This is a genomic window from Flavobacterium xizangense, from assembly GCF_054075145.1.
Map to the genome: position 1 here is coordinate 1,050,441 of NZ_JBSIPG010000001.1, position 24,177 is coordinate 1,074,617.

Sequence of the window (24,177 nt, forward strand, 5' to 3'; positions counted from 1 at the left end):
GGTTATACGTATGAAGTATCAAAAAAGTTACAACTAATTAAAAAATATTTTAAAATTTATAATTAATTCCTGTTTGTAGTGATAAACTGTAAGGTTTTGATTCGCCATTTTCTTTAAAAGTATTTGAATAATATTTAAAAATCGGCTTTAAATCTAAGCCAATTTTATCTGTTAATTTGTATTTGAAGCCTATTCCGAGATCATAGGAAATATTTACCCCAGAAATATTTTTTGCTTCTCCAATCGTTTGTTTTTCAACTTTTTCAGATTTCAAATAAAGCTCATTTTTGTCTAATATTAAAAAGCTGAATCCGGTAAAGTCATCGATTCCAAATTTAGTATCGTCTTTTTTTAGTGCATAATTAAAAGCCAGTGGAATTTCATAATAAGAAAGTTTTTGTTGCAATTCAATATCACCTGAATTTGCAAAAGTATCTTTTATATTAACGTCCGATTTCAAATCGATGTTATTATAATTCGTAATTAAATTTTGACCGAGTGCTTTCGTAATTTTTAAATTAATCTTTGAAAAGCCAGCTCGGAAGCCGAATTTGTCAAACATAGTTTTGACATAAACTCCATAATGCGAGCTTACAGGGTGGCTTTTTGAAAGATACTTCAGGCTTAAAACAAAAAGAGTTTTTTTTACATTTTGTATAACTCTTCCTGTGCTTTTCTGTTTTGCTTAATGCAGTCTTTTATGAGTTGGTCTAAATTCAAATTTTAGTATTATAATTTTGAAATTTATTTTCTGACTCTGTTATTACAGATTCTAATTAATAGTATTTATAAATAAAAAGGTTGCGTCAAATAATAAAAAATCCTTGCTTCTATAATGTGAAACAAGGATTTTTATAAGATCAAATTGTAATTTTTAATTCATTTTTACATCTTTAACTTCAAAGGTTTCTTTTAATGATACTGGAATACCATCTTTTGTAAAACCTTCTAAATCTATTTCATATACTCCGGCAACATCAGATGTAAAGAAAGAAATTGTACTTTCAGGACTATTTAGAGTTAAATCCGGCATCCAAAGCAATTGATGTCTATAATCTGGAATCCTGTCATATTTGTTTTTATCTGTATAATCAGGTTTGAAGTATGATATTTTTTCCTGAGGTCTCTGGATTTCTGTTTTCAAAATATAACTTCCTTTTTCTTTGCTCTCATAGTCATTGTTTTTTGTTGTAAAACTAATGATGCCGTTGAAAGCTGAAGGACCATAGAGATAAACTCCCGGTACAACACTTACTTTATAAACGTTTTCCATTTTATAATCTTTTAATTCGTTGTTATTTTGAATTAACAACCCATCAACAAGCACTAAAGCTGGTTCAGAGAAAAATTTTAAATCATAATTGATGTCTCTTACACCTAAAGTAAAACTGTTGTTTTCTTCCTTATAATAGACTTCTTTTAATATTTCAGTCACTGTTTCCTTTAAAGTTGGAAATTTAGTGTAATCTCCAAGAATATATACTTTTTCTAAAGGATGATAGAATGAAATTGCTTTTTTACTCGCCTTTATACTATCTTTTTTGAGTGAATAATAGATGTTTTCAATTTGATTGGCCACAGATCTTTCTTCGATATTTTTTTTGTAATCCGAAGTTAAGTTCAATTCATCTATTTGTTTTATTTCAGATAAATCATAATCTTTATTTTTATTCATTTCAATGCTAAAATCAGCTCTATCAGCTTCTATAACCTGAACAGTGATATTGGAATAGTTTGGTTCTTTATCTAAAATAAAATGGAACCTCCCTAATTGATCGGTTTTGACAATTTTAAATGAAAAATCTTTGCCAGGAATCGATAATGCAACATTTTTACCAATCACTCCTTCTGGATTTTTGTTATTGATAATAGAACCAGATAAGATTTCTCCTCTCAGTTCTGGCAAAAAGTGTAAACTGTCGTTTAAGGAGCTTTTTAAATTTGATTTTGCGTATTCATTAGCATCTTTCTGTTTTCTGGAAGGTAAATTATCGGCTCTTTTGATGGATACTGAAAAACTTCCGCCAGCAGCGTTAAGTGCTTTTAAAGTTTTTATTTTAAGCTGAATTTGTTCTCTTGTTGAAGCATTTTTTTTGTCCAATTCTAAGGCAAAAAGTTCGCTTTTTGCCATGTTTTTTTCTTGGGAATTAGATTCTATGATTTTTACTTCGCTTTTTTGAGCTTCAGAATTTTTATTGGCAATGTTGTTTTTGCTTACTAAATATGGATTTATTATTATTAAATCAACTTGAGATATTTTGGATTCTTTTTTATTTAACATCCAGTTTGTATAAGCGACAAGTTTATAATTGCCTGTGTTAACTGTTGTAGGAATAAAAAAATCGCCCTGTCCGGCACCATTTTCAAGATAAATTTTATTGGTAAGGACATTCTGATTTTGACTATCAAGAAGTTCTACATGAGCAATTTTGCTGATGGGACTAAATGTGTTATCAGAAGGATTTAGGCAATAGAATTTGCAATGCAACGTTTCTCCTGCGATTAATGTTGTGTTGCTTAAATGGATAAAAATATTTTCAGAAGTTGATTTATTAATCATTATATTTTTCTGAAATGAATTATTTTGCCCAATAACTGAAGATCCAATTATGAGCATAATTAAGCTGATTATTTTTTTTAATCTATCCAAAATAAAGGTTTTATGTTAGATGAAACGCTGGTACAGTCACCACATGGAGACTCAACAAAGACTACTATATCCATATTTTGGCGATTACCATAATATACTTTTTCAGGTACTTGAGCTTTAACCAGAGCCAGTATAGTAGCACCAGCACAGCCTTTTGCATCCCAGCAATTACTTAATTCTACTGGATAACATTGCATAAAGTATGGCGGATATGGCTCTACTGGGAAGATATCTCTAAAATTGAAAAAGATTCTTTTTGAAGAAACAGATGAAACTTCAAAATAGCCTATTACTTTTTCTTCAGGATCATCATTGTTTTTTATATTTCCGTAATTAAATCCAGGTTGTACTTGTGAAAATAAACTAGAGGAAGTAGAAAGCGTTTTTAATGTTTCATAATAGGTATAAGATTCTGAACTTTGTACATATTGGCGTACTATAATACTATATCGCTCATTTAGTATAGAACTGCCCATATCTATGAAACGTATGGGGAAATTGATGCGATCTTCGCTTTTGCCCACATTGTTGATTAAAATTAAATCATCTGATTTTTTTGTGGTGTAGCAAACTCTTGTTTCTTTTTCTCTGGGAACAACTAAAAAATCAGGCTCTTCAATTGAGCTGCTAAGTGGATCAACCTTAAGTTTGTTGGGGCTCCAGTAAGGCGGTATAATTTTATACGTTTCTTCGTACTCAAACCTGTAAAATTTTGAACTTGCAGTAGGATCATTACTGGTTACGACTATTTGCACTCCTTTAATGCCATCAACTGTTTCAACTTTTGGTTCTACATTAATTTCACTAACAGATGTCAAAGTTTGTAAAGCAGATGAATAGGATTTACCATCATTTGTAGTGATGTTTAATTGATACGATCTTCCCGGAACTGCCTGAAAAGGGTTTTTTGAAACATAAAGACCAGAAAAATCTTCAAGTTCAAAATCGTAATTATTGTTTTCACTGTCGGTCACATAAATATTTGCTCCTTTTTCAAATGCTTGTTCTTTTTCTCCAAGGCGGTACGAGCGGCTAATTTTTATTTCTTGTTTCTTCAATTCGTTTGTGATATTAGCTTGTACGACCAGTATACTTTCAAATGTGTTTGATTGAAAAATATATTGCTCGGTACAGCTACTAACAGAAAGACAGAAAATTGCAAAAAACAACATCTTGTACAAGGGATTAATATGCTGGGTTTTAAATTTCATTTATTTTAATGATTAAAATTTAATATTATATGTTATAGTCGGAATTGGCACAGAAAATATAGAAGTTTTGTATGCTTTTATTTGTCCATTTGTCGTTATAAAAAAGATCGAGTATGGATTATTTCGGCCTAAAACATTATAAATTGATATATTCCAGAAGCTATGTGACAGCTTTTTTATTTTATGATTACCTTCAATATTAAAACCAATATCTAATCGATAATAGTCAGGTATTCTATATTTATTTCGGTCACTGTACAGTGTATATTCCATGCCATTATAAATATAACTTCCAATAGGGAAGGTGATAGGTCGTCCTGATTGATATACAAAATTACTTGATAAACTGTATCGTTGTGTAAACTTATAATTGAGTACAGCGCTTACTTCGTGCGGTTTGTCAAAGTTTGTTGGAAAATAATGACCATTGTTAACTTTTTCATCAAGAAACTGACTGTCAGATTTTATAAAAGTGCGTGAATAAGTATATCCCAGCCAACCATTAAGTTTTCCGGCATTTTTTTTAACTAGAAATTCAACTCCATACGCTTTTCCTTCTCCTTGCAACAGCTGTGTCTCGGTGTTTTCTTGCAGCATTAATTCAGATCCTACTTTATAGTCCAGAAGATTGTATGATTTTTTATAATATCCTTCTAAGCTTAATTCTACGTTGTCATTATCCAGATTTTTGTAAAATCCTAGAGAATATTGACGTGCTTCCTGCGGAGCAATGTTTAAATCTGATAATTTCCAGGCGTCAGTTGGCGATTGTGTTGTATTGTTTGTTAGTAAATGAATATACTGATAGGTTTTGTCGAAACTGCCTTTTATAGAAAAATCATCTGTAAATAGATAACGCATTGCTATTCTTGGTTCAAATCCGCCGTAGGTTTTTATGACTTCATTTTTTTTGTAATAGTTTGTACCAATTACGTTGTTGTCATTAACAGGTGCATTTTCCTTATAAACTTGCTGCGTAGATTCTCCAAGTGCTGAATATGTAGAATATCGCAGGCCAAGACTAATTAATATTTTATCATTTAGTGTATAGTTGTCAGAAAAATACAAAGCAGATTCCAGCGCTTTTTCATCATCAATTTTTATCGGAATAATTTTCGAATCAGCAGTTTTTGGATTAAGATAACCTGGCTCAACATTGTAAAGCTTGCTCGAAATACCATAATTAAAAGCATGTTTGCTATTTAAGGAATAATTGAGATTTGCTATAAATTGAGTTTCATTTAATTTATATCCGTAATCGAAAGAATTTGGTGTTCCATTATCAAAATCAATATTGAATTTATAGTCACTATTAGTGAAAATAAAATCGGCTTTAGTTTTGCTGCTGAATGCGTGATTCCATTTTAGCGAGATTAGCGCATTACTATATTTATAAACAGAATCTGAAGAAATACTAAAACGATCTTTACTATAGTAAAACGTTGACTCAATATTGTTATTTGGATTGATTTTGTGATTGTACTTTATAATTCCGTCAAAAAATGCTGCCTCGCTATTTTTTAAATTTTCATTGTCTAATTTTTTTAGAATCCATTCAGAGTATGTTGTTCTTACTCCAACTAACAAACTTGCCTTGTTTTTTATGATTGGAGCTCCAATAGATAAATTACTGGTTACAGATCCAATTCCAGCTTCGCCAGAAAATTTCTCCGGATTTCCATTTTTTGAAGCAATATCAAAAACAGAAGATAATCTGCCTCCAAATCTGGCAGGAATACTTCCTTTGTAAATATCTACTTTGCTCGTTGTATAAGGATTTACGGCGGAGAAAAAACCTAAGAAATGCGAGGTGTTATACAAAACGGCATTGTCTAAAAGAATAAGGTTTTGGTCGTCTTTTCCTCCTCTAACATTAAATCCGGCAGAACCTTCTCCCGTCGTTTTTATTCCAGGCAAAGTTGTCGCTACTCTAAAAATGTCTCTTTCTCCAAGAACCAGCGGTATATTTTTAATTTTTTCTACATCAATAGTCGAAACTCCCGATATAACATCTTTTACATTTTTGTTGGCATTCTTTTTAATAACGACTTCATCTAGTTCATTTATGCTTTCGTACAGAAAAATGTCCAGTTTCCCATTATCATAAACCATTACGGTTTCGGTCGTTTTTTTGTGGTTTACTAATTCTACATCTATATAGTTTAGCCCAAATGGCACAGTAATTTTGTAAGAACCATCATTATTAGTAACAGTACTAATGTTTTTATCCCGAACCCTAACTGTTGCATTAGAAAGGTCATTTTTTGTTTTTATATTTTTGATAAAACCTGAAAGAACATACGTTTTTAATTCTCCGCCTTTTTTCTCCTTACCAATGTAGATGACACCAGCAGTATTACTTTTTTGTGTTAACGTGTCATATTGTTGATGAAATACAGGTTTTGCTGTAACTTGATTTGTTTGCGGAGTTTCTGAAACTGAAAAATAATTATCGGGAAGTGAGCTGTGAATTGTGCTGTTTTTTGAAAGAATTACTTTTTTATCGATGATATAATAGTTCAGAGCCGTTTTCTCAAAAACGCTTTCCAGCAAATTATCAATAGAAATATCGGTGTAACTTTTAGTAATCAAATTAGTTTCGTCGGCAAACCAGCTTTGGTCAAAGTAAAATTTGTAACCAGTTACCTGTTCGATTTTTTCTAATGCTGTTTTTAGATTGGCATTATTAAATTCAATTGTAATTTTATCGTTTTTTTCCTGACTAAATGATATCGTGTAAAAAGCTAATAAAAATATGGTAAGTATAGTTTTTTTCATTCTTTAGTTAGATTCATTAGGGAGGAAATTGTTTATTTCTTTTATCAAATTTTCAATAAAAACCTTATTATCTGACTCCTCTAACTGAGCGTTTGCCGAATAATAATTTTTTATTTTGCTTTTGAACTCTGGGAAAATTTTAATGATATCGTTTTTTGAACTTATCTTATAATAGGCGTTTTTGTATTTGAGGACAAATTCATTTTTTTCAGCAAACGTATCGGTAGAATTCTGGGCATCATCAGAAACTGATTTTGTATCAATAACTTTAGATCTGTTTTTGTGATGTTTGATATATAGAATATTGTTTTTTGAGTAAACGATTACCTGATAATAACCACTCATATAATCAGGACAAGAGACGTTGTTGTAGTTTATATTTATAAAATGTTTGTTGTGAATATTAAAACTGGCTGTTTTCTCTTTTATAGTATTGATGCCCAAATAATCAAATTTCCCTATAGGTTTGAAAACTAATACATCATTATTGATATCGTATTTCAAATCAAGATTATAATAGGTTTGCCCTTCGTATTCAACATCCCCGGAACTATAATTTCCAGTAACAAAATAGCTATGGGTGTTATCAAGCGTTCGGTAATAATTTACGTGTCGGGTGCCGTTGTAGACAGGGAGATTTTCTTTTTCTAAAGCTTTGTCAAACCAATTGTATAGGGAATTATTGGAGTTATTATTTTGACAATGAATTGAGAAAATATTAAAGAATAATCCAAATAAAATAAGGCATGTATACTTTTTTTGATAATTTTTCAAAGGATTGTGTGGTTAAATGGTTTGTTTTTGGTGATTTCAAAAATATTAAAAAAAAATGGTTGATTTTGTTACAAAATGTTAAATTGTAATAAAAATGCTATATTTTTTAAACAAAATGACCAATTCAATTCGTCAGCGAATAAAAAAAACCTCCATTTCAAGTTTTTAGAAACGGAGGTTTAGGGTATTCTTTTTTAGAAATAAAACTAGTTGCTCGCTTGCTCTTTTATTTCAATAAAATCTTTTATAAAAACAGGTTTTCCAGAAGCTGAAAATCCTTCAAGTGTTATTTCGTATTTTCCTGCTACATCAGAAGCGTAAAATTTACTATTTGATGTTTTGCTCAAATCAATATTTGGCTGCCATAAAAGCTGATGCCTGTAATCTGGGATTCTTTCATTTTTTTCGATAGTATAATCTGGGCTGAAATATTTTTTCTTGATTTGTGGTCTTAAAATTTCAGGTCTGTCAATAAATTTGCCTTTAAGCTTGGTTTCGTAATCACCATTTTTTGTTGTAAAGGAAACAACACCATTAAAAGATTTTGAACCATAATAATAAATACCTCGTATTACATTTACTTTGAAAAGACTTTTAGGATTGAAGGCGAAAAATTCATTTAAATCTTCGATAATTAGCCCATCAACAACAATCATTGCGGGTAATGCCGATTCATAGTTTTCATCATAGTCAAAGACATGAATAGAGTATATGTTGTTATTTTTTCGATAGTAAACACCTTTTAAAATTTCAGTAATTGTTTCTTCGATATTTGGAAATCTTGTAAAATCGTCCAATTTAAATTCTTCAGATGGTGGGCCGTCAAATGGAATAGTTGCAGGAGGATTTATTAAGCTGTCTTTTTTGACATCATAATAAGCATTTTCAACTTGAGTTGAAATTAATCGGTCGGTGATATTCTTTTTGAAATCCGAATTGAATTGAATTGCAGGAAAAGTTACACTAGATAAATCGATGCTTTTTTGTTTGTCGATTTCGATTACATAATCTTCTTTGCCGTTTTCAAGTACCTGAACAATAATATTTGAATTTGGATTCTCTTTTTCTAAAATAAAAAGAAATCTACCTTCATTATCAGTTTTGGCAATTTTCAAATCAGCATTTTTTCCAACAATAGAAAGTGCTACTTTTTTGTTTTTGATTTCTGCTTTTGTTGCAGTTATTTTTCCTGTGATAATTTCGCCACGGAGTTCAGGAAACGCAAATTGATTAGCTGTGATTTCGGCAGAATTTTTGTTTTCATTACTGAAAACCGTTTTGTTTTGAGATAAAAAACCATCTGATTTTCTAACAGATATTGTATAGTTTCCTTTAAGAAATTCATCAGAATTAGACTTAATGTTTAATTCGATTAAATCTCTGCAATTGTATGACTTGTTTTTCAAATCAAAAGAAATGTTGCTGTTAGTTACGGCTTCTGAAGAAACATCATTATAGGAAATTGTATTGCTGCTAGGATTTTCTTTATATGGATTTAGAATATAAATATCAAGAGAAAAATACTCTGATGCGTTTTTATTCAGCATCCAGTTTGTGTATCCAATTAATTTATAGCTTCCAGTTTCCAATGTAGTCGGAATAAAAAAATCGCCATTGCCTGTTCCTTTATTAAGAAACAGTTTATGAGTAAAAATGGTTTTTTTACTATTATCAATGAGCTGCACATATGCAATCTTACTGAAAATTGAAGCTGTATTTGTTACTTTATCATTACAGAATATCTTATAAAGCAAAGCTTCACCTGTCAAAAATGAATTAGCATTTGTGCTAATGTAAATTGACTCGTTAATTTTTCTGTCAACTTCATTCAGTTCGGTTACAGAATTGTTCTTTTGAGCAAAAACAATTTGCTGGCTGCTAAAAGCAAGCGCTATGTAAAATATGTATTTTAATCTATCCAAAATGATGGTTTTATATTTGATGAAAATGAAGTGCAGTCGCCACATTCTACAGGATATAAAATATAGCTTGTAGGAGATTCTGTTGGGAAATAAACTTTAACACCGCTTGAAAGAAATTCTAAGATTATTTCTCCTTGGCACTCAAAAGCCGGATTTTTATTAAAACAGTAATTAAAGATATATTCTTTAGCTTCTTCTTCGTTAGCAAATTCTGACGGACATTTGTATGGGTATCTAGGTATAGGTTCACCATTCAATAAATCTGTAAAGTTAAAAAACAGCCTTTTTTCTGAATAGGATGAAACATCAAAATAACCAATAACTTTTTCTCCTGGATTATCAACGGATTTAATGTTTCCATAGAAAAATCCTGGCTGTGTTTGTGATAAAATACTTCCAGAAGCTGATATCTGTTTTAGTGTTTCGAAAAAAGTATGAGCAGCAAGAGTCTGAACATATTGTTTTACCAAAATGCTGTATCTATTCATAATAATTGGGTCTGTACTGGCAATAAAACGTACAGGAAAATTACTCACTTTATCTTCAGATAAATCACTTGTACTTGTTAAAAGTAATTCGTTTGAACTTTGACTTGAATAGCAAACTCGGGCTTCTTCGGTTCTTTCTTCAAAAACAACTTTTCCCGGCGGATAAGAGCCTGCAGGGAAATAAACCGGTACCGCTTTGGTAGGATAATATTTTGGAGCTACGATTTTGTAAGTTTCGTCGTATTCATATCTATAATAGTGCGAGTTGTTTGTTGGATCAGTGCTATTTACTGTAATTTCAACACCAAGCTGATTGTCTTTAGTTACTTTGTTGGCTTCTACACTTGAAATCTCCGTTTGTTGTGGCAATTTCTCTGAGCTTGAAATATAACTTCTGCCATCTTTTGTTTTAACATGCAATTGATATTGTCTGTCTGGAGCCACTTGAAATGTATTTACAGAGGTATATTTATCAGTATTTTGTTTGAAATCGTATTTATTTCCAAGATTATCTGTTACAAAAACAACTGCTCCTGTTTCAAAGGTTGGGCTTTTTTCGTCAAGTTTATATGCTCTTGTGACTTTAACTTCGTGAGTTTTATTTTGATTTGTGATAGTTGATTCAATTACAATGACATCTTCATATGCGCTGCTTGACTGATAATTGTATGGTGTTGTACAGCCAAATACCGCAATGAATATTGTTGTTATTAGAAATCTATATAGAAAGATTTTTTTCATAACGTTTAAAATTTAAAATTATAAGTAATAGTTGGTACTGGAACTGCAAAAATCGAAGTTTGATAGGCTTTTATTTGGCCGTCTTTAGTTACAAAGAAGACCGAATATGGATTGTTTCTTCCTAACACATTATAAATTGAAATATTCCAGAAACTATGTGCTAATTTTTTTATTTTATGATTTCCTTCAATATTTAATCCGATGTCTAAACGATAGTAATCAGGTATTCTAAATTTGTTTCGATCTGTATATAAAGTATATTCGGCGCCACCGTAATTATATTTTCCGATAGGATAAGTAACAGGTCTCCCGGTCTGATATACAAAATTAGAAGAAAAACTGTAACGATGTGTAAACTTGTAATTCATTACAATACTGAAATCATGAGGCTTGTCAAAATTACTTGGGAAATATTCTCCATTGTTTACTTTTTCATCATTAAACTGACTGTCTAATTTTATGAATGATCTTGAATAGGTGTATCCAATCCATCCGTTAAGACGCCCAATAGATTTTCTAAGTAAAAATTCAATTCCATAAGCTTTTCCATCACCTTGAAGCAATTCGGTTTCTAGATTTTGATTTAAAAGAATCTGCGATCCAACTTTGTAATCCAAAATGTTTTTAGAAGTTTTATAATAACCTTCAAGACTCAATTCTAGGTCGTTGTATTCCAATTTTTTGAATATACCCAATGAATATTGTAAACCGCTTTCTGGTTTTACATTCAAATCAGATAATTTCCAAGTATCAGTTGGTGACTGAGTCGTATTGTTTGTAAGCAAATGAATATATTGATAGTTTTTGTCAAAACCAGCTTTTACAAAAAGACTTTCGTTAAAAATATATCGCAAACCAATTCTTGGCTCAAAACCACCATTTTTAGTAATGACTTCGTTATTGGTATAGGTTCGTTGTTCAATTACCGTTGAAGGAGTTTTAGGTACACCTTCCTGATAAATGTTTTGGGTCGATGGACCAAGAGCCAGATAATAAGAATATCGGGCTCCAATATCTAATAGTAATTTTTCAGAAATTTGAAATTTATCAGAAAGAAAAGCCGCTGATTCAAGCCCTTTTTCTTTTTCTATAGTAATTGGGGTCACTATTGAATTCTCACCATATGGCGATAATTCTCCAGGATTTATTTTGTATAATTTACTTGCTATTCCATAAGTCAGTTTATGACTGCTGTTTAGCTCGCTTGTAAATTTTAAAACTGCTTGACTCTCGTTTATTTTATATTTTAACAGAAACGATTCAGGATTAACTGATTGATAGTTAATGCTGTACTTGTATTCGCTATTTGTAACGTTAAATTCGCTGTTGTTTTTTTCATTGAAAGCATGTTTCCATTTCAGGGAAATTAGCCGGTTGCTGTATTTAAACAAAGAATCGGGCGTTAAAGTATAAGAATCTTTGCTGTAATATGCAGTTCCTTCAACGGCATTATTTTTATTGATTTTGTGATTGTATTTGGCAAATAAATCATAGAAAGAAGCCTGGCTGTTTTTTAATCTTTCATCATCCAAGGTTTTCAAAATCCAATCTGAGTAGGTTGCTCTACCACCAACTAATAAACTTGCTTTATCTTTTACAACAGGCAGAGATACCGTAAGATTACTAGTTACAGGACCAATTCCTCCTTCACCAGAAATTTTTTCGGTATTTCCATTTTTAGAAACAATGTCAAAAACAGAAGACAAACGTCCTCCATATTCAGAAGGAATTCCTCCTTTATAAATGTCAACTTTGTTGATTGTGTATGGATTAACTGAAGAGAAAAAACCAAAAAGATGCGTAGGATTGTAAATTGTAGCATTGTCTAATAATACTAAATTTTGATCTTCTTTTCCTCCTCTTACGTTAAATCCAGAAGATCCCTCTCCAGCTGTTTTAATTCCGGGAATAGTTAATGCAACTTTCAAAATGTCTCTTTCTCCAAGAACCAGTGGGATATTTTTTACGCCCTCTGCTTCAATTGTAGTGACACCTGTTATAGCAGTTCTAATGTTTTGGCTGTCTTTTCCTTTTACCAAAACTTCGTCTAACTGATTGATTTTTTCAAGAACAGTAAAATCTAAAGTTCCGTTGCTATAAATCATTATTTTTCTCGAAGTGCTATTGTAAAATAAAGATTCAACTTCAATAGTGCTTAATCCAGTAGGAAGTTTGAAGCTATAAAAACCTTCGGCATTGGTAGTCGAAATGATAGCTGTATTTTTTACTTTCACATTAATATCAGCTAAAGGTTTTCCGTCCTTTGAATCGGTTATGTGACCAGATAAAGTATAAAGATCTACATCTGAATCTACGGCTTCTTTACCAATTAATGCTATAGGTGCAGTTGTGCCCGATTTGTCCTTTTTGACTGAGTCGTATTGTTGGAAAAAAATAGGAGCGTTAGCATCTTTTTTATTGTTTTGAAGCTTGTCATAAATGATACTGTTTTTGGTCAAAATGATTTTATTCTTACTGATGTAAAAATTAAGTTCAGTATCTTCTAAAACCTTCGATAAAACTTCTTCAATGGTTTTATTAGAATAATCTCCGGAAATCAATACATTTTTATCAAACCAATTGTCCTGGAAATAGAATTTATACGAAGTCGAAGCTTCTATTTTCTCCAAAACAGCCACTCGGTTTATGTTATTGAAAGTAATGTTTATTGTGTTTTTTTCGCCTTGTGAATGCAGAATCTGATTAAAACCGAAAAATAATAAAAGGATAGTAAATATTCTCATTTGTATGTTTCTTCAGGTTTTAATTATTGATAAATTTTATTAAGTTCTTCATGAATAATGGAGTGTTCTCCTTTCTTAGGCTTCGATTCAGGAAATAGAAATCATTTATTTTACTTTTGCTTTCAGGAAATAAAGCAATAATTGCCTTTTTATCATTGATTAAATTGAATTTATTTTCTTTCCATAAAACAAATTCATATTGTGGGATATATTCAATCAAGTTAAGTTCTTCTTTAGCATGGTTTTTCTTTTTCTCTTTGTAATATTTGATATAAAAAACCTGATTGCTGCTGATTTGAATTTCTTCGTAGTAACCGCCTTTAAAAGTAGTATTGTTCAATTGTTTTAAATTCACAAAAGATTCGTTACCAATTTTAAAAGAAGATATGTTTGATTTAATGATATTTATTTTTGTTGTGTTTTGTTCATCAAAAGGACGAAGGACAAGTTCATCTGCATAGATGTCGTATTTTAAAAATAAATCAAAGTAGTTTTGGTTGCCGTATCTGGCGCTTCCTTTTTTGAATTCATCTGTACCGTAGTAGCGATGCTGATTGTCGATGGTTTTGTCAAAGTTCAAATGGGCGGGTCCATTTTTAATATCTAATGCTTCTATGCCTGCATTTTTATCAAACCAATTAAAGATTTCGATTTCTTTGACGCTTTGGCTGTGTATGGAATGAATGCTTAATAATAATCCAAATAAAGTTAGGAATATTGTCTTTTTTTGGGAATTTTTCAAAGGATCGGTGGATTTTTGATTTTGTTTCGGTTGATTTCAAAAGTATTAAAAAAAAGTTGTAAATGACACTTAAACTTGTTAAAATGTAATAAAATATTCATCTTTTAACCTAAAAAGCATCTCAGTTTGCGGTTAAATTCCAAAAGAAGCATAGGGTTTGTATAGATATAGCTGATTTTAATTTGCTTTACTTTTTTCCTTTATCAAACGAATATTCAAGAAGGTTGCTTTTTTCCACTATTATGTTTTATTGCTTTTTCGTATAATCGGGTTTTGTTAGGGTTTGTCAGATTGCGTGAATGTATTTTCAAAATAATCTACGAGATAATAAAATTGTGGAGTGAGTTGTTTTTTTAATGAAAAAAAAACAACTCAATTACGAACAAACTGAAGTGTTTTTAAAAAAGGGGCAAAATTTATTTTTAATTTAAAGTGTCGTCTGGTGAATCCAAAATTTCATCAAATATTTTTTTAGCGATTTCAAATAAACAAGAAATGAAATAATGAACAAAATATACTCTTCCCTTAAAACAGTAACATCATCGAGAATGATATATAAACTTGGAATTATTATAGCTAGTGACGCTAAGACGCCAATCCATGGATTTATTGCTAATTGTTTTAAAAGTGATAAAAGTTTCATTTCTGGTTTGTTGGTTAGCGCGATTTTCATTTAAAACTATTTTGATTTTATTTGTTGATGCAAAAATAATTTCGATTTGGTTTGTTTGCGATGAAAATGTCATGAAAACCATTTTTCTTGTCATGAAACCCTGAAAAATGGTAATGGTTTTAAAATGAAGCTCTTAAAAACAAAAATAATCCCCTTAAAAAGAGGATTATTTTAACAATATAAAATGCTAAAATATATACTTAGTATATGGTCAGGAATTCTATCTACGCCTGTTACTGTTCCTCTTGATGTTTCAGGATCAATATCTTTTAAGAATGAAACTACCTGGGTGATGTTGCTGATTGTGGGAGAAGTATAGTCTACTTCAACATACCAAACATCACAGCTTTCAGGGGCTTCTTCGGAAAAATTGTAATCAAAAAATATTTGTAGCGAATTGCCATTTTCTGTAGGTTCTTCAACCTTTGGATTGTTTGGATCCTCAGAGTTGATATATAAGGTTGCTCTGATTTTTAATGTTAATTCTCCCCTTGGAGGAGTGTAGAATCTTGCAGAAACTAACGGGGAAACGGGGTAACTAACTGTTTTTGGGTGTAGAAAATAAAATCACCGGTATTAATTTTGGTATTCTGTAAAACGCTATAGGCCATAAGAGTGGTTTTTAAGATTAATACTATTATTCTTGGTGCGTTAAAGATATTTTTTTCTTTCAATTACCACTACAAAAATGTTGTTTTTTAGACTGTTGCGGTGTTTTTTTATTGAAAATAGGGAAATAAATTTGTTTAAGAAAAAATGATGAGTCTTGAACGAAAAGGAGTCAAAAATAAATAAAACGAAAAACCCCAACTCAAATAAATGAGTTGGGGTTTTCTATGAATAAACCTTTAGTAAACTAAGATCTGATTACTCTTTTTTGTCCTCACGTGGAGGTCTTGGAATAAGCGCTTTTTTAGACACTTTTTCTTTTTTAGTTTTAGGGTCAACTCCTAAGTATTTCACTTGGAAAACATCTCCCATTTTAACTACATCGGCAACGTTTTCAGTACGTTCCCAAGCCAATTCAGATACGTGAAGCAATACTTCGTTTCCTGGTGCAGCAGTATATTCAACTACAGCTCCAAAATCAAGCATTTTGATCACTTTTACTTCGTAAGCTTCTCCCAGTTGTGGTTTGAAAGTGATAGAAGCAATTTTTGCTAATACCGCCTCAATTCCAGCAGGATCTGTACCTAAGATTTCGATAACACCTTGCTCATCAACTTCGTTGATTACAATAGTTGTTCCAGTAGCTTTTTGTAATTCCTGAATTACTTTTCCGCCAGGGCCAATTAATGCTCCAATAAAGTTTCCAGGAATAGTTCTGGTAATAATTTTTGGTGCATGAGCTTTTACATCAGCTCTTGGAGCAGCGATTGTCTCAGTTAATTTTCCTAAGATATGTAAACGTCCATCACGAGCCTGAGCCAAAGCTTGCTCCATAATGTCATAACGCAAACCATCAATTTTGATGTCCATTTGACAAGCTGTGATACCGTCAGCAGTTCCAGTTACTTTAAAGTCCATGTCTCCTAAGTGATCTTCATCACCTAAAATGTCTGACAATACCGCAAATTTTTCTCCGTCAGTAATCAATCCCATGGCAATTCCAGAAACTGGTTTTACCATTTGAACTCCAGCATCCATCAACGCCATTGTTCCAGCACAAACCGTTGCCATAGAAGAAGAACCGTTAGATTCTAAAACTTCAGAAACAATACGAATTGTATAAGGACAATCGGCAGGAATCATATTTTTTAAAGCTCTTTGAGCTAAGTTACCGTGACCGACTTCTCTTCTTGAAGTTCCTCTTAGTGGTTTTGCTTCACCAGTTGAGAACGGAGGGAAGTTATAGTGTAAGTAGAATTTCTCTTCACCTTGCTCTGATGGAGAATCGATTTGGTTTGCTTCTCTAGATGTTCCTAAAGTTACAGTTGCCAAAGCCTGAGTTTCTCCACGAGTAAATAAAGAAGAACCGTGAACTCTTGGTAAATAATCCGTTTCACACCAGATTGGTCTGATGTCTGTAGTTTTTCTACCATCTAAACGAACACCTAATTCTAATACTACATTACGAACAGCTTCTTTGTTTGTTTTGTAGAAATATTTAGAAACTAAATCACCGTCAGCAGCTAATTCTTCTTCAGTAAATAAAGCTTTTACTTCTTCTTTTACTTCAGCAAATGCAGCGCCTCTTTCGTGTTTAGCTGAACCAACTTTTGCAATAGCATAGATTTTATCGTATGCTGCGTCTTTTACTTTTTTGTAAATTTCCTCGTTCTCTCTTTCTCCTTCGTAAGTACGAGTTTCTTTTTTACCAAAAGCTTCTTGTAAACGATATTGAGCCTGAATTTGAACTTTGATAGCTTCGTGAGCAAACTTAATAGCTTCGATCATTTCAGCTTCTGAGATTTCTTTCATCTCACCTTCAACCATTGCTACAGAATCCATAGAGGCTCCAATCATCATATCGATATCAGATTTTTCTAAATCTTCTCTGCTTGGGTTGATAACCAATTTTCCGTCGATACGTGCAACACGCACTTCAGAAATCAGGTTGTAAAATGGAATGTCTGAAACTGCTAATGCTGCAGAAGCCGCTAAACCAGCTAATGCATCTGGCATCACTTCTTCATCGTGAGACATTAACTGAATCATAACTTGTGTTTCAGCATGGTAATCGTCTGGGAAAAGTGGACGCAATACACGGTCAACTAATCTCATTGTCAATACTTCGCTGTCGCTTGGACGTGCTTCTCTTTTAAAGAAACCTCCAGGGAAACGACCTGCTGCTGCGAATTTTTCGCGGTAATCTACCGTTAACGGTAAAAAATCAACGCCTGGGTTGCTGGTGCGAGCTGAAACTGCTGTTGCAAGAATCATAGTGTCGCCCATTCTAACTACTACAGAACCATCAGCTTGTTTTGCTAAACGTCCTGTCTCGATTGTGATGCTTCTGCCATCACCTAAATCGATCTTTTCTACAAATAATTGTGGAATCATAAATTTTTTCCTTATTGATTATACAATGGGTTTTAGTTGTGTTGTAGTGTTGTTGTGTGTAGTTGTTGTTATCTAAAACCCAATGAAAAACCAAACTTTTTTTCTTGTAAATGCGTGTAATGTAAAAACAAAAAGAGGCACTTTCGCACCTCTTTTTTATATTGATTATTTTCTGATATTCAATACTTTAATGATCTCACGATATCTGTTGATATCTTTCTTTTTCAAGTAATCCAACAAAGCTCTTCTTTTACCTACTAATAGTACAAGAGAACGCTCAGTGTTATAATCGTGACGATTTTTTTTCAAGTGTTCAGTTAAGTGAGAAATTCTGTACGTGAACAATGCAATTTGACCTTCTGCGCTTCCAGTGTTTGTTGCACCACCGTGTTGTGCGAAAATCTCTTCTTTCTTTTCTTTAGTTAAATACATTCCAATATTATTTAATGATTTTTATGTATGTCTTTACAACTTTTGTAAGACGGGTGCAAAAATACATCTTTTTTCTGAAAAAATAAATTTAAAACTTGAAAAATTTAAAGATTAAACAATTTAAGCTAAAAATATTTCTTTTTTAATGTTTTAGGGATTTGGTTTTTGTTAAAAAGTGCTAATTTGGTGGGGCTATCGTCAACGGTAATGAATAAAGAACTCTCACCGGAATACCTCTTCTTATCCCCGGATTCTATTTCTTTGCATCTTTAATTACACGAATTGCATTTTCGTCTAATCCGTAACCTAGTCCCTTTAATATTTTTGGTTCAATCAGATTTCCTTCTTCATCTACAGTGAAAGTTAAATACATCTTTCCAAAAACTTTATTTCTTGCTTCGACTGGTATAACCATTGATCTTCCAACATAGGTGTAAAAAGAATTTATACCTTTTTTTGGAGTTGGAGGCTGATTTCTTATCGTATAAGGGTGCTCAACATTTAAAGAATCCAAACTAATTCCTGAAACTAATTTGCCATTTTCATAAGTTTCAGTAAAACTTGATTTGTTTTCGATATACTTTCCTTTCCAGATGCCATCAGGTAAACCATCTTTTATCTTTCCGCTTTCTTCGGAATATTCATTCGCATATGTATAGTCGCCATTGCCGTATGTTACGATTTGTTCTTTTTGAGGATTCCAGAAATTGTTGAGCTTGCACTCAACTTCTCCTTTTTTATTTACGAAATATTCAATTTCTGATTTGATATTACCGTTTTCGTACCAATTGAATTCTTTTCCTGTTTTTTTGAGATTTGCAAAAGTTACAGACGACTTTTTGTTGCCATTTTCATAATACGAAATAAATGGGCCGTCTAGTCTAATAACATCTTTATCTAAAGTTGTTCCTATACATTTTATCGCTTTAGATTTGTAATATTCTTTATAATTGTAAGATTTCTTATCGGTATAATAATCTTCAATAATCCGAATATATTTATAGTCTGCTGCTGAACTTTCTACATAGGAAGAGTCAACAAATATTACTTTACTTTCTGAAAGAAGAGATTGTGAAAAAAGTCGGGTCGAAATTAAAAGAAAAAATAATACGCGTAAAACAGCTTTCATATTAAGTTAGTTAATGAAAAGCTAAAGTAGTATTTTTAATACAAACAATCAAAGATTCAGCGCCAGCAAATTAAAGTAATCGTTGCTTTTAATTGCTATTTTAATTTTGGGCTTTTTTTCAAAGCGTATTTTTCAGTCAAAGAATAATATCTAGATTTTATATTGTTTTGATCTATGCTTTCTCCAGAGATTAAAATTCCCTTGTCATAATTATCAACAAAAGTAATTTTTTGAGCACTATCATTTCCCTTCCAAATACCCTGTTTCAAACCATTTTTTATGGTTCCTTTTTGAATTATTAGTTTGTCAGTTTCTTCAAAATCTCCTTCGCCATCAACTACGGTCTGATTTTTATCTTCATCCCAGGCATTAAGTATTAAAGTCTGAACACTTTTAGTTTTTGGATTCCAGCTATTCTGTTTTTCGGATTTTTTACTTTGGTTTTCATACCAGTTAATCTCTTTGCCTTCTTTATGATCCTGAGAATAATTTACAACAGATTCTTTTGCGCCATTTTTATAGTAACAAATAAATTCTCCGTCCTTTTTTAAAACATCTTTGTCTAAAGTTGTTCCGGTCATTTTCTTTCTTCCGTTTTTGTAAAAATCGGTTACAACGTAGCAAACACTTTTTTGGGAATAATTGGTGATTACTCTCGTGTAAGCATGTTTTTCAGGCGTACATTCATTATTTAACGAGTCCAAAAAGATTTTTTTTGAGACCATGTTAATTTGCGCGAAGAGATTAACTGAGAATATAAGAAGCAGAAAAATGAAGATGTTTCTTTTCATTCAGTTCTATTTTTTACCTAAAAATAGTTCTTCTAGAATAATTTAGCAACTTCTTGATTTACAAATTCTAAAAATCTTTCGTCTGCTTCAGTAAACGGATCAATAACATGGCTATCAATGTCGATTTGGCCAATGTTTACTCCATCAACAAATAATGGCACCACAATTTCTGATTTTACAGTAAAGCTACAGGCAATATAATTGTCTTGTGCAGCAACATCCGGAACGACAAAATTAGCATTGCTTTCTGCTACCTGACCGCAAATTCCTTTTCCAAACGGGATAACAGTATGATCTGTTTCGGCACCAACATAAGGTCCTAAATGAAGTGTTTTGTTTTCGTGATTGGCAAAATAAAAACCAACCCAGTTGTAGTATTCTACATTTTCGTTTAACAATTGACAGATTGCTAATAATTTTTCGTCTCTAACTATGCTTGTATCAGCAACAATAGCGCTTATTTTTGGTTGTAATTCTTGAAAAGTCATGGTAAATAAATTTTATACAAAAGTATTTAAAGCCGGAGTTAAAAAATATATAAATTTGAAAAAAAATTCCGTTGAAAAAATATTTAATACAATTTAAACCTTTTTTGATTTTTATAGGCACTTTTTTCTTCGCTTATATTTTATTGACGATTATTTATAAATTCTATCTGAACGGTTTTAATCCATTAGAAATTGACGAAATTTCAAAATTTGTTGGACAAAATGTCGAACAGTTAATGCAATTTTTTAATTCTGACATTAGTATTGTAAAAAGCCTTTCTCAGCCTTCTTTAGAAGTTTGGTACAATAAACGATTTACGATCAGAATAGTAGAAGGTTGTAATGCTGTCAGCGTTATTATATTGTTTGTTTCGTTTGTGATTGCTTTCTCAGGAAAATTCAAAACGACTTTGCTTTTTATTTTATTTGGTTCGCTTTTTATTTATGTTTTAAATATTCTCCGAATTGCTTTTTTAACGGTTTTGCTGTTTAAATATCCAGAGCATGAACACTTTTTGCACGGCGTTCTTTTTCCGCTGATTATTTACGGATTGGTTTTTACTTTGTGGGTGATTTGGGTGAATAAATTTTCGAAATATGCTAAGTAATTTACTAGAACATAAATTCAAAATCTTGCTTGCGGTTTGTATAGTGATGTGCTTTGGTGTCATTCGGGCATTTGAAAATAATCTTTTCTATGATCCCTTTTTAGAATATTTTGAAGCCGATTTTAAAAATTTACCTTATCCGGAAGTCAATATTCTGAAACTTTTTTTCGGACTTATCTTGAGGTATTTTTTAAATACAATTTTGTCTTTAGCTTTGATTTATGTGCTCTTTAGAAATGCTGACATTTTTAAGTTTAGTATTTTTTTATACGCATTTTTTCTGGTCATTCTGTTTATTGCCTTTTTTGTTATTTTGGATTATTTTCCAAATGCAAATTGGCTTCTTTTCTATGTCCGAAGATTTATAATTCAGCCCATATTTGTACTGCTTTTTATTCCCGCATTTTATTATCAGCAGCAAAATTTAAAAAAATAACAAATCATTATATCTTTTTTCGGTCTTTTTAAATAATTTTGCAGTATGAATTTAAAAAAGTGCACAGGATTATTTTTAGCTTTCCTATTGTTGGTTTCCAACATGGGGTTTGCATTTGATGTGCATTATTGCGGAGGCGAAATCGCTTCTGTATCTTTAAATACAACAACGAAGGCTGCTCCAGAAAAGAAATGTTGCGGAGAAAGTGAAAAAAAATCTTCTTGCTGTAAAGACAAAGTAGTTCATTTTGAAAAAAAATCTGATAATGCTACTGTCAAAATATTCTTTTTTCAGCTTGATTTTCCAGCTGTACTTCCGGAATATAAATCAATTGCTTTTTTAGCTGTTCCAAATTTTAAAAGCAATCAGATTACTTCATATTATGCTGATGCGAATGCACCGCCTTTGTTCAAATTATACAATCAATACATTTTTTATTCCTGATTTTAATGTTTAGAATCAAGCCAATTTTTTGCGCTTGAAATTTGCTGTTTTTTCTAAAAAGAAGAATTAGAAACAGCTTTTCTAATAACATTAAAATCATTTATATGCACAAAAATATAATGCTTTTGAGCATGATTTTGCTCTCTGTTACTGCTTTTTCGCAGGAAGATTTGCAGGAAGTAAAAGTCACCAAAAAGCAAAAAGGAATTAAAAAATCCTATACACTTACGTCCAATACAACTGTTATTACAAGTAAAGAATTGCTAAAAGCGGCTTGCTGTAATTTGGCCGAAAGTTTTGAAACAAATCCATCTATCGATGTCAATTTTTCAGATGCTTTAACGGGAACCAAACAAATAAAAATGTTAGGTTTAACAAGTCCGTATTTGATGATTACCGAAGAAAATATTCCTTCAGTTCGTGGAGCTTCACAAGCTTATGGATTGTCTTTTACGCCCGGAACATGGATTGAAAGTGTTCAGATTACGAAAGGAGCGGGGAGTGTTATTAATGGCTATGAAAGTATTTCGGGACAGATAAATACAGAACTTTTAAAGCCTTTGAGTGATATTCCATTTTTCTTAAATGTTTATGGTTCTACAGATGCGCGTTTTGAATTGAATACACATTTCAATAAAAAATTATCTGATAAGTGGGCAACAAGCTTGTTTGTTCATGGAAATACTCGTGTCGCAAAAAACGATATGAATAATGACGGATTTTTAGATAATCCGTTAGGAAAACAAATCAATATTTTAAATCGCTATCAATATTATGATCCTGAAAGCGGTTTGGTAAGTTTTATCAATTTCAGATATATGAATGATAAGAAACAAACTGGAGAGGTTGATTTTGATAAAGATATTGATCGTGGAACTACAAATCACTGGGGTTCAGAAATCAACACAGAACGTTTTGATGTATCAACAAAAATCGGTTATGTTTTTAGAGATATGCCTTATCAAAGTATTGGTTTTCAAAATGCTTTTAATAGTCATAATCAAAATTCTTATTTCGGTTTGAATTTATATGATATCAAACAGAATAGCTTTTATTCGAATTTGATTTTTAACTCAATTATCAATAATACAAAGCATAAATTTACAACCGGATTGAATTTTACATACGATCAGTATCAGGAATTTGTGAATGTAAATGATTACAGCCGAATTGATAATTCTGTCGGTGCGTTCTTTGAATATACGTATGACAACACTGATAATTTCAGTTTAATTTTAGGCGGAAGAGTTGATAATCATAATCGATTGGGCTTTTTTGTCACACCTCGTCTGCACATGAGATATAATCCCTGGAAAAATGGAGTAATTCGTTTTTCTGCTGGTAGAGGAAAACGTTCTGCTAATATTTTTGCCGAAAATCAGCAACTTTTTGCTAGTTCCAGAACATTTTCAATTTTGGATACAAACGGAAAAATCTACGGATTAAATCCGGAAATTGCTTGGAATTACGGAATCAGCTTTTCGCAAAAGTTTAGACTTTTTAATAAAAATGCCGAAGCTGGATTTGATTTTTACAGAACTGATTTTCAGAATCAGGCCGTTGTCGATTTAATGCAAAGTCCGCAAGATGTTTTGTTTTATAATTTAAAAGGAAGTTCATTTGCAAATAGTTTTCAGCTAGAGTTTAATTATGAGCTTATTCATAATTTAAATTTAAGAACGGCGTATAAATATTATGACATTCAAACGGATTATTTGAGAGGAACTTTTCAGCGTCCGTTGCAGGCAAAACATCGTTTTCTGGGGAATTTGGAATATGAAACAACTTCAGATAATGGAAAGCAATGGAAGTTTGATTATACGTTCAACTGGACAGGAAATCAACAATTGCCTTACACAGCTTCAAATCCGGCAGAAGATCAGTTTCCTGATTTTTCTCCGGCATATGCCGTTATGAATGCACAGGTGACAAGAGTTTTTTCTGATGTTTTTGAAGTGTATATTGGCGGAGAGAATATCGGAAACTATAAACAGCAAAAAGCGATTTTAGGCGCTGATGATCCATTTGGACCAAATTTTGATGCTTCTGTTGCTTATGCTCCAATTTTTGGACAAATGTATTACGCGGGATTACGATTTAAAATAAAATAATTGCAAAATAAA

The 24,177-nt window shown here is 31.6% G+C and carries 19 protein-coding genes; 4 read left to right on the forward strand and 15 right to left on the reverse strand.

Features of this window, described 5'->3' with window-relative positions; all coding sequences use genetic code 11:
- Positions 1-49: 49 nt before the first annotated feature.
- The 15 genes from ACWA1B_RS04450 to ACWA1B_RS04520 form a co-directional block, all read right to left on the reverse strand.
- Entirely contained in the window at positions 50-562 is a 513-nt protein-coding gene (locus tag ACWA1B_RS04450) for a hypothetical protein (protein ID WP_456904636.1), read from the reverse strand.
- Positions 563-874: 312 nt separating this feature from the next.
- Positions 875-2,617, reverse strand: coding sequence for a hypothetical protein (locus ACWA1B_RS04455; RefSeq protein ID WP_456904637.1), 1,743 nt, complete (start codon positions 2,615-2,617; stop codon positions 875-877).
- A gap of 20 nt (positions 2,618-2,637) precedes the next feature.
- The gene (locus ACWA1B_RS04460) at positions 2,638-3,861 is read right to left on the reverse strand and encodes a DUF4249 domain-containing protein (RefSeq protein WP_456904638.1); all 1,224 of its coding nucleotides are present in this window, start codon (positions 3,859-3,861) and stop codon (positions 2,638-2,640) included.
- Positions 3,862-3,873: 12 nt separating this feature from the next.
- Positions 3,874-6,639 carry a TonB-dependent receptor gene (locus ACWA1B_RS04465; protein WP_456904639.1) on the reverse strand — a complete coding sequence of 922 codons (2,766 nt, stop codon included), beginning with the start codon at positions 6,637-6,639 and terminating at the stop codon, positions 3,874-3,876.
- Positions 6,640-6,642: 3 nt separating this feature from the next.
- The gene (locus tag ACWA1B_RS04470) at positions 6,643-7,413 is read right to left on the reverse strand and encodes a hypothetical protein (RefSeq protein WP_456904640.1); all 771 of its coding nucleotides are present in this window, start codon (positions 7,411-7,413) and stop codon (positions 6,643-6,645) included.
- 206 nt (positions 7,414-7,619) lie between these two features.
- The gene (locus tag ACWA1B_RS04475; protein WP_456904641.1) at positions 7,620-9,335 is read right to left on the reverse strand and encodes a hypothetical protein; all 1,716 of its coding nucleotides are present in this window, start codon (positions 9,333-9,335) and stop codon (positions 7,620-7,622) included.
- The gene (locus tag ACWA1B_RS04480) at positions 9,323-10,564 is read right to left on the reverse strand and encodes a DUF4249 domain-containing protein (protein ID WP_456904642.1); all 1,242 of its coding nucleotides are present in this window, start codon (positions 10,562-10,564) and stop codon (positions 9,323-9,325) included. The genes ACWA1B_RS04475 and ACWA1B_RS04480 overlap by 13 nt, the downstream gene beginning before the upstream one ends.
- A gap of 5 nt (positions 10,565-10,569) precedes the next feature.
- Complete coding sequence (locus ACWA1B_RS04485; protein WP_456904643.1) at positions 10,570-13,308, reverse strand: TonB-dependent receptor; 2,739 nt, start codon at positions 13,306-13,308, stop codon at positions 10,570-10,572.
- 19 nt (positions 13,309-13,327) lie between these two features.
- Positions 13,328-14,050 (reverse strand): hypothetical protein, encoded by a 723-nt coding sequence (locus tag ACWA1B_RS04490; RefSeq protein WP_456904644.1) that lies wholly within the window; start codon positions 14,048-14,050, stop codon positions 13,328-13,330.
- Between the two features lie 427 nt (positions 14,051-14,477).
- The gene (locus tag ACWA1B_RS04495; RefSeq protein WP_456904645.1) at positions 14,478-14,723 is read right to left on the reverse strand and encodes a hypothetical protein; all 246 of its coding nucleotides are present in this window, start codon (positions 14,721-14,723) and stop codon (positions 14,478-14,480) included.
- A gap of 867 nt (positions 14,724-15,590) precedes the next feature.
- The gene (locus ACWA1B_RS04500) at positions 15,591-17,726 is read right to left on the reverse strand and encodes a polyribonucleotide nucleotidyltransferase (RefSeq protein WP_456904646.1); all 2,136 of its coding nucleotides are present in this window, start codon (positions 17,724-17,726) and stop codon (positions 15,591-15,593) included.
- Positions 17,727-17,891: 165 nt separating this feature from the next.
- Complete coding sequence (gene rpsO, locus ACWA1B_RS04505; protein ID WP_008466503.1) at positions 17,892-18,158, reverse strand: 30S ribosomal protein S15; 267 nt, start codon at positions 18,156-18,158, stop codon at positions 17,892-17,894.
- A gap of 253 nt (positions 18,159-18,411) precedes the next feature.
- The gene (locus ACWA1B_RS04510; protein WP_456904647.1) at positions 18,412-19,287 is read right to left on the reverse strand and encodes an energy transducer TonB; all 876 of its coding nucleotides are present in this window, start codon (positions 19,285-19,287) and stop codon (positions 18,412-18,414) included.
- 95 nt (positions 19,288-19,382) lie between these two features.
- Positions 19,383-19,991, reverse strand: a complete 609-nt coding sequence (locus ACWA1B_RS04515; RefSeq protein WP_456904648.1) for a toxin-antitoxin system YwqK family antitoxin — start codon at positions 19,989-19,991, stop codon at positions 19,383-19,385.
- Positions 19,992-20,110: 119 nt separating this feature from the next.
- Positions 20,111-20,566 carry a GAF domain-containing protein gene (locus tag ACWA1B_RS04520; protein ID WP_456904649.1) on the reverse strand — a complete coding sequence of 152 codons (456 nt, stop codon included), beginning with the start codon at positions 20,564-20,566 and terminating at the stop codon, positions 20,111-20,113.
- 71 nt (positions 20,567-20,637) lie between these two features.
- Between ACWA1B_RS04520 and xrtF the strand changes: the two genes are divergently transcribed.
- The 4 genes from xrtF (at position 20,638) to ACWA1B_RS04540 (ending at position 24,165) form a co-directional block, all read left to right on the forward strand.
- Positions 20,638-21,174, forward strand: a complete 537-nt coding sequence (gene xrtF, locus ACWA1B_RS04525) for an exosortase family protein XrtF (protein WP_456904650.1) — start codon at positions 20,638-20,640, stop codon at positions 21,172-21,174.
- Positions 21,164-21,610, forward strand: a complete 447-nt coding sequence (locus ACWA1B_RS04530; RefSeq protein WP_456904651.1) for an exosortase F system-associated membrane protein — start codon at positions 21,164-21,166, stop codon at positions 21,608-21,610. Before xrtF ends, ACWA1B_RS04530 begins: the two co-directional genes overlap by 11 nt.
- A 45-nt stretch (positions 21,611-21,655) precedes the next feature.
- Positions 21,656-22,054 (forward strand): HYC_CC_PP family protein, encoded by a 399-nt coding sequence (locus ACWA1B_RS04535; protein ID WP_456904652.1) that lies wholly within the window; start codon positions 21,656-21,658, stop codon positions 22,052-22,054.
- A gap of 104 nt (positions 22,055-22,158) precedes the next feature.
- On the forward strand, positions 22,159-24,165 hold the full coding sequence (locus tag ACWA1B_RS04540) for a TonB-dependent receptor plug domain-containing protein (protein ID WP_456904653.1): 2,007 nt from the start codon (positions 22,159-22,161) through the stop codon (positions 24,163-24,165).
- Positions 24,166-24,177 lie beyond the last annotated feature (12 nt).